This window comes from Mesorhizobium sp. M0478, assembly GCF_040321305.1.
In the GTDB taxonomy this organism is placed as follows: Bacteria; Pseudomonadota; Alphaproteobacteria; order Rhizobiales; family Rhizobiaceae; genus Mesorhizobium.
On record NZ_JAMYRH010000033.1, the window covers coordinates 1 to 6403 of the forward strand.

Annotated in this window: 9 protein-coding genes and 1 pseudogene; 2 read left to right on the top strand and 8 right to left on the bottom strand. The window is 62.3% G+C overall.

What is annotated here, in order from left to right; all coding sequences use genetic code 11:
- The 7 genes from NKI64_RS31930 to NKI64_RS31960 form a co-directional block, all read right to left on the bottom strand.
- The coding region (locus NKI64_RS31930) for a transposase (protein WP_502901416.1) at nt 1-214 on the bottom strand (214 nt) is incomplete at its 3' end.
- 58 nt (nt 215-272) lie between these two features.
- A complete protein-coding gene (locus NKI64_RS31935; RefSeq protein WP_352672061.1) occupies nt 273-1016 on the bottom strand; it encodes a hypothetical protein in 744 nt (247 codons plus the stop codon).
- Nucleotides 1017-1194: 178 nt separating this feature from the next.
- A complete protein-coding gene (locus NKI64_RS31940; protein ID WP_023703296.1) occupies nt 1195-1419 on the bottom strand; it encodes a hypothetical protein in 225 nt (74 codons plus the stop codon).
- 50 nt (nt 1420-1469) lie between these two features.
- Nucleotides 1470-2135 (bottom strand): hypothetical protein, encoded by a 666-nt coding sequence (locus NKI64_RS31945; RefSeq protein WP_352672063.1) that lies wholly within the window; start codon nt 2133-2135, stop codon nt 1470-1472.
- Between the two features lie 444 nt (nt 2136-2579).
- Nucleotides 2580-2858, bottom strand: coding sequence for a hypothetical protein (locus NKI64_RS31950; protein ID WP_352672065.1), 279 nt, complete (start codon nt 2856-2858; stop codon nt 2580-2582).
- Nucleotides 2859-2899: 41 nt separating this feature from the next.
- Complete coding sequence (locus NKI64_RS31955) at nt 2900-3337, bottom strand: hypothetical protein (protein WP_352672066.1); 438 nt, start codon at nt 3335-3337, stop codon at nt 2900-2902.
- A 17-nt stretch (nt 3338-3354) separates the two neighbouring features.
- Complete coding sequence (locus tag NKI64_RS31960; protein WP_352672067.1) at nt 3355-3858, bottom strand: hypothetical protein; 504 nt, start codon at nt 3856-3858, stop codon at nt 3355-3357.
- A 355-nt stretch (nt 3859-4213) separates the two neighbouring features.
- Between NKI64_RS31960 and hemN the strand changes: the two genes are divergently transcribed.
- Nucleotides 4214-5644, top strand: a complete 1431-nt coding sequence (gene hemN, locus NKI64_RS31965; RefSeq protein ID WP_352672069.1) for an oxygen-independent coproporphyrinogen III oxidase — start codon at nt 4214-4216, stop codon at nt 5642-5644.
- A 166-nt stretch (nt 5645-5810) separates the two neighbouring features.
- Nucleotides 5811-6017 carry an isopentenyl transferase family protein gene (locus tag NKI64_RS31970; RefSeq protein WP_280790571.1) on the top strand — a complete coding sequence of 69 codons (207 nt, stop codon included), beginning with the start codon at nt 5811-5813 and terminating at the stop codon, nt 6015-6017.
- 182 nt (nt 6018-6199) lie between these two features.
- On the opposite strand, the pseudogene NKI64_RS31975 reads toward NKI64_RS31970, so the two are convergent.
- A pseudogene (locus NKI64_RS31975) lies at nt 6200-6403 on the bottom strand (transposase); the annotation flags it as partial.

The following is a 6403-nucleotide window of genomic DNA, read 5'->3' on the forward strand; positions in this document are numbered from 1 at the left end:
TCTCGTCCAGCCGCTTGTTGATGGCCGAGATCGACGAGGCCGAGAAGGCATGGCCGCACAGTTCTTCCGTGATCGCCTTCACCTTGCGGGTCGACACGCCCTGGACATACATCTCCGCCAGTGTCGCCACCAATGCCCGCTGCGCCGCGAGGAGGGCAGGGCGCTGAACAGCCGCGCTTCGAAGGCGAGGCCGCGTTCGAGTCGCATCGAGCACCCTAGTGCGATGGCATCAGCAAAAATCAAGATCGCTCGGCTGCGCCTCTCGTTGCGTTTCATGATTGGAATCGCACTGGCCACGCGCAACTCACCATTAGCTCGCCAGCGGCGTTGGTCCAATTGATACGCACCGCATGATGGGCCGAGGGCACGTCAGTGTGCGTGAAGCCCTTGAGAACTGGCGCGAAGTCACGCCTTGGCATAGTCGGGTCGGACGGCATGGGCGCCAAATGTACGCGCGGGATCTCCTCGATGCGCTCCTCAATCTGATCGTTCAGCTCGGCCCTTGCGTAGCGCGGATGAAGGTCCGCTCGCAGTTGGATCACCATGCCAGAGACCGCGTACTGCCCCAGTCGAACACGATCGGGGTTCCACAGAGGAAGCCGCCCGAAACCCGATGCGGTGAATTGGGCGTCAACGGCTGTCCCAACCTGATCGCCGTAGTCGAGGGGAGTAGTCATATCTTTCTTGAGGAACTCGCCAAGCGTCAGCTTCGCAGCCAATTGAACTGCCTCGGCTGTCAAGCCCAGTACCTCGCTGTCGCGCAAATCAAGGAGCATCGGCTCGCGCCCATGACTGCTCCAGCTGGAGAATTCCCCGATCATCTGGAACAGCGGGTTGATGTCGGGCAGCTTGTCGTCGTTGACGTCCTGTTGCGCTCGATCCGGACCCGCACGCGCGCGTAGCGCCAGGGTTCGTCCAGCACAACCACCCTCAGCACAAAGCGATCCTGCGGCTTTGGATCGGCATCGAGATCCATGATTTCGGCGGCCAGCACCGCGCCAATCCCTTGCGGCCATTGATTCTCGAGCCGCTGCGCGGCATCCGACTTGCTGGGGCGTGAAGCCGGCCACGACAGTCGTGCTGTTACCCTTCTGCGATGCTCGCTCGCCGGAGTCCACGACCGGCGGCGCCGGGACCAGGAGCCCATCGTCGGCAGTCGTTGGGGCCAGCCAGTCGCGGAGCTGCTTCTCAAGGTTAGCACGCGAGATCTTGGCGGGCTTCGGGATCACGCCGCTTGGTTTGCGACCCGCAGACGCTGGTATGCGAACAGTCGCCGAGTTCACCCTCGACGGCGTATGTCTTTGGCGCGACGGCATCCTCGTCCACGAACGGGCTGTCGCCAATCTCGACCTCGATGCGGATGCGGTCATTGTGGAATGGGCCTTCGGAGCCCGAGGACTCCTCGTCACCCTCCAGCACGAAATAGTGCTCGGAGGCATAGCTCTCGAGATGCCACCAGCCGGGCGCGGCTAGCCCATTGCTGTCGGCTGGATCAGCCCTTTCAGGGTTGGATTGCGGCGCTTCGCTCTTAGCCCTGTGCCGCCCGAGCCGAAGGCCACCATCTTCTTATCATCGAGACGACCTTTCAGGAGGTCGGCCAGCTGATCGTTCAGGGGCCGCATGGGCGTTGTCAGATTCACCGGCAGCGGCGCGCGAGGCGGTCCGCTGTCGGCGCTGGGCTTCTGCTTCACTGGCGTCGCGGGCCGACGTCGCGAGGGCAGCATGTAGAAGCGCCGGGTGTTCGGGGCGACCGGTTCGGTCCAGTTCGGGTTCCAATGCACGACATCGGCTTCGATCTGGCGGGCCGGGGCGAGGCCATCGTCGAAGCGATTATGCTGCTCGATGACGTCCTCGCCGCTGCGCGCTTGGGCATCGCCGCGCTGGCGCAGTTTCGCGCCGCCCGACCCAAGCACAACGCCAGATCCGCCGCGTGTCCACAGCGGCCGCGGCGGGTCAAAAACGCTCCCATCGATCTCGAACTCGTCATCATATCGGGCGTCGTCGAGTATGTCGACAACGTAACGCCCCGCCACAGCGTTGTGGAACAGAGGAAAGAGGAAACGGTCGACATCAAAGCGCGACGGGTCGCTAGCGGTCTCGCCTGGCGCGAGTGCGGGATGGATCTGCTTACGCAATTGCAAGGAGTAGTGCCGTTGGTACAGGAATCGGGTTCGAAGATCGCCACTCCGAAGCCCTTGGTCGTGGCGAAGAGCCCCGGGGTCGTGATGAGCAGGCTCTTCAGCGTCATCGAAAGATGGCCGGCCAGCTCTGCCGAAAGGTCCTTGACGTGTTCGAACAGCGCGTCGGTTCCCGAAGCTGGGTCGTCATTGTGCACATAGGTCACCAGCGCGGCCATGCGTGCGGCCACGTCGGGCAGGAGAGCCCGCACGGTGTTGCGCAGGCCAAAGGCGTCGGCGGGCGAGTCGGAGCGGCGAGCGCAGCGCGGGCGCGGCCCGGATCGCACGCAGCCAGTCGAGGCGTTCGCGCAGTGAGGTCTTCATGCTGGCCGAGACATATTTGCCCAGCTCTGTGGCCGCCCCGTCATGCAGATCGGCAAAGGTGTCGCCTTGCAGTTCCGGTTAGATGGCGACCTCGTTCTTGTCGACTGCAAGGCCAAATCCAGGCGTGGCCTGCGGCCGCATTGGGTCGGCAATGCCCGCCGGCACCACCGCATCGCTCGGGCGCTCCAGGCGAAGGCCGAGGCGCAGCACGTCGCTGCCGTCAGTGACAGGGCTTGCGGAACCCAGTCCGCTCCGTCCAACCGGGCACGGTATCGTGATCGTCAGCCAGTCGTCTTTCACGCCAGAGGCGAAGACCTTGACGGCGGCTTGGAACTTGTCGAGCGGCTGGCGCAGCAAGTCCCGAAGGATCTTGAATTCATTAGGTGAATCAGACGCCTTTAGCGCGCGCTTGTGTGTTCCAACCTTTGCCACGTTTGCGGTGAGGGCGCCGCTCTGCGACGGCACGCCCCCGCGCGGGCATCGGCCTCATAGGCCCAGCGCTGCAACACCAGTTCGGCGCTGCCGCGGTCCACGGCCAAAATCAGGTCCGCCAGCGGCTCATAAATGGAGCGGAGCGCGGTTGGCCTTGCCTCGCCATTGTCAGCCGGCGCCAGAGCCTTCTTGAGGTATTGCCGCAAGAAACCAAGTTCGAAGTGCGCAGGCGAGAGATAGAACCGCCAGCCCATCAGCGGCAGTTCGCTGCCATGGTCGTCCCGCAGCGCAGCTGTGGCAGGGGTTTGGATATCGGTTGCAAGCGGCAACATCACCGTCGGGGCCGTCAACGGGTAGCGCTGCGTGTATTGATGTTGCAGGTATCCGTCGAGCGTCCAAGCCAATTGCGGGGTCAGGTAATTTATGAAGCGCAGCGTTTCGCTCGCCAGCCGCTCCGTCTCGGCGTCGCGCTCCTCGCCGCGGGCGTCCTGTGTGAAGAATGCGACAGGAAATAGCCAAAGAACCGCCCGCTCGGAGGAGGCGCTGCGACCAGCCAAGGCGCCGTGGCGGGCAGGTAGCCCGCGGATGGCATCGGCACCGCCGCATCGGGATAGGTGAGGAAGGTCACGACACGTCCGGAACGGCTCAGTTTGGGCGCGCGGGCGATGACTTCGGGATCGTCGCTCGCCAGCGCAAGCTTCAGCTTGTTGAAGTCACTCAGCTGTGCGAGCACGTGCCGGTTTGCAGGTACATTATACGGGGAGGGCGTGTAGGCGACTTCAAAGCGGTCGAGCACGCGATCGGTCGAGGCGCTCCATCGGCTGGTAAACGCGCCTTTCAAGATGCAGATCGGGGCTCGTTCCGCGCCACCGGTTTTGAGGGGCGCCAGTCCCCCCAGGATCCGATTGAAGAGCGGATCCGTCACGCTTGCCACCGGCAACACCAAATCGACGCTGGCGCCCTGGTCAAGGAGGTCCTTGCCCCCCCGGCGTCGGCGCGAAGAGCCGCTTGAGGGCCCGAAGCCGGCCGGACGCTTGCAGCGTCGACGCATCCGGCGAGCCGACGAGATTGGCGTAGTTGGTCGATTCCCAGTCATCGGCGTCCGGGGCCTCGTAAACGTCGTTCAGGGTGCCGTAGCGCGAAGTGATGGGCAGCGGCGCCTGTGGCCCATTGCTAAAAAAGATCTAGATTCGAGCCCAAACGGAACGGACTGACATAGCGCAAGGACCCAGGCGGGCGCGGTGGGTAGGGTTGGTTGTTATCAGTATGGGATTGTGCCTTTGCAGACCACGAAATTTCGAGAGGCCCGGCTGCCTTGGTACACTATCTATCCGGCTGTGTCGGAGTTCTCCGGGGCGGTCGGCGCCGAGGCTTATGAGGCATGGCTCAGGAACCTGCCGGCTGAGGATCCGGTGTCACTCTATCTGCACGTTCCGTTCTGCCGATCAGCCTGCTGGTATTGCGGCTTCCCAACCACCATCACCCGCCATGATGCGCCCATCCTCAACTATCTGGCGGCGCTGCGTGACGAGATCCGTCTGGTTTGTGAGCGAGTGCCGAAGACGCTGCCCGTGAGCGACATACATTTCGGCGGCGGAACGCCGTCTCTCATCGGACCAGCCGAGTTCCTCGCTCTGATGGAGTTCCTGCGATGCCGCTTCGCCATCTCGAAAACAGCTACGGTCGCCATCGAGATCGATCCACGCACGCTCACGCCCGAGATGGCGGAAGGCTTGGGAGCGGCCGGCGTGAACCGCGCGAGCCTGGGCGTACAGAGCTTCGATCCCATTGTTCAAAAAGCGATCAACCGAATCCAGAGCGAGGCCCAGACGTCGGCTGCCGTGGAAATGCTGCGCCGGCATGGAGTAAACCGGATCAACTTCGACCTCATCTACGGCCTGCCGCGTCAAACGGTGGAGTCGTGCGTCGAGACGGCGAGGGCGGCGGTCGCCATGCGCCCCGACCGGCTTGCCTTGTTCGGCTACTCGCATATCCCATCCCAAATAAAGAACCAGCGCCTCATCGAGGCGGAATTTCTTCCCCACAGCGCTGCCCGCGCTGAACAGCATGCGGCTGCCGCCGTGACGCTGGTTGCCGCCGGCTACCGAGAGATCGGGCTCGACCATTTCGCCTTGCCGCACGACGAGCTCGCGCTGGCACAGGAAACAGGTCGCCTGCGACGTAACTCGTTGGGCTACTCTGCCGATACCTGCAGAACCCTGATCGGTTTCGGCGCGTCGGCTATCGGCCGCTTTGGCCAGGGGTACGTTCAAAACGAAGTTACGCGGGATTTCTACATCCGGCACATCGCAGCTGGCCGACTGGCGACATCGAAGGGCCATCGCCTCACAGACGACGACCGCCTGCGAGCCGCAATCATCGAGCGATTAATGTGCGATTTCGAGGCTGACGTGCCGGCAATCTGTGTCGCCCACGGATCTGATTTGATCCGTCTTCGCGGTTCAGATGAGCGTTTGGCGATGCTGGCCAAGGACGAAATAGTGGACTTCGAAAACGGTTTTGTCCGCGTACGGCGGGAGCATCGCTTTAGGATTCGCGCTGTTGCTGCCGCATTCGATGCTTTTAGGGATGGCCTTCCGTATCCCGCAGGTGAGGGCAAGCACACAACACGGAAGCTAACACAGGGAGTATCTTTGCCGGAGAGAACGAGCTTCCATCGTGCGGTGCCCGTTAGTAGTGAAGCGCCCTAAAATGTCGACATAGGCGTTGGTGAACTGGACCGAACCACGAGAACAGCCTGTCCAGTTTGTTGTCGGCAGTTAGTTCGAAAAACAAGGGCTTCTAAGCGGTAAACACATGCTAATCCATTTGATTTACGGGCCGACCTGCAGCGGCAAGACAGACGTTTCAATTTAAATTGCACGAGAGGCCGGACGGCCGGTCATTGCGTTGGATCGTGTACAATGCTGTCCTCAAATCGCTACGGGCAGCGGGCGTGCCTCGGATCCCGAACTGCAATCTACCCAGCGGGTTTACTTGGATACGCCTCCTGACCGCGGGCACATCCACGCCGTGACTGCCCGTCGTAAGCTGATCATGCACGTGGATGAGCTTAGATCTTAGCCTGGGCTCACTCCAAGCCGGCTCGATCTCCCTTCTTAATTCACATGGCGCGAGTCAGCATCGGGCTGGCGCTTTCAGTGGCATGTAAGGCGGTTGCGGCTCGGCAACTCCGATGCCTTTGTAGAGAGAGCAAAGCGGGTTGTGTGCGTCAAGTCCTGCAAAATGGGGCGGCCATATGCTGGTCATGCGGCTTGGCGCAGAGTGAGCTTCTTGTGCTCGCGCAGGTAGGCCTCCATCCAGTTTTGTTGGTCTCGACGGCCAAGGCCCTGACCAGGCGCAGGCAGCTTTCGGTGTTGGGGAAGATGCGCACGACATAGGTGCGCCGGCGGATTTCCTCGTTGAGCCGCTCCAGCATGTTGGTGGATTTGAGATGCTTGTGGTGCTGT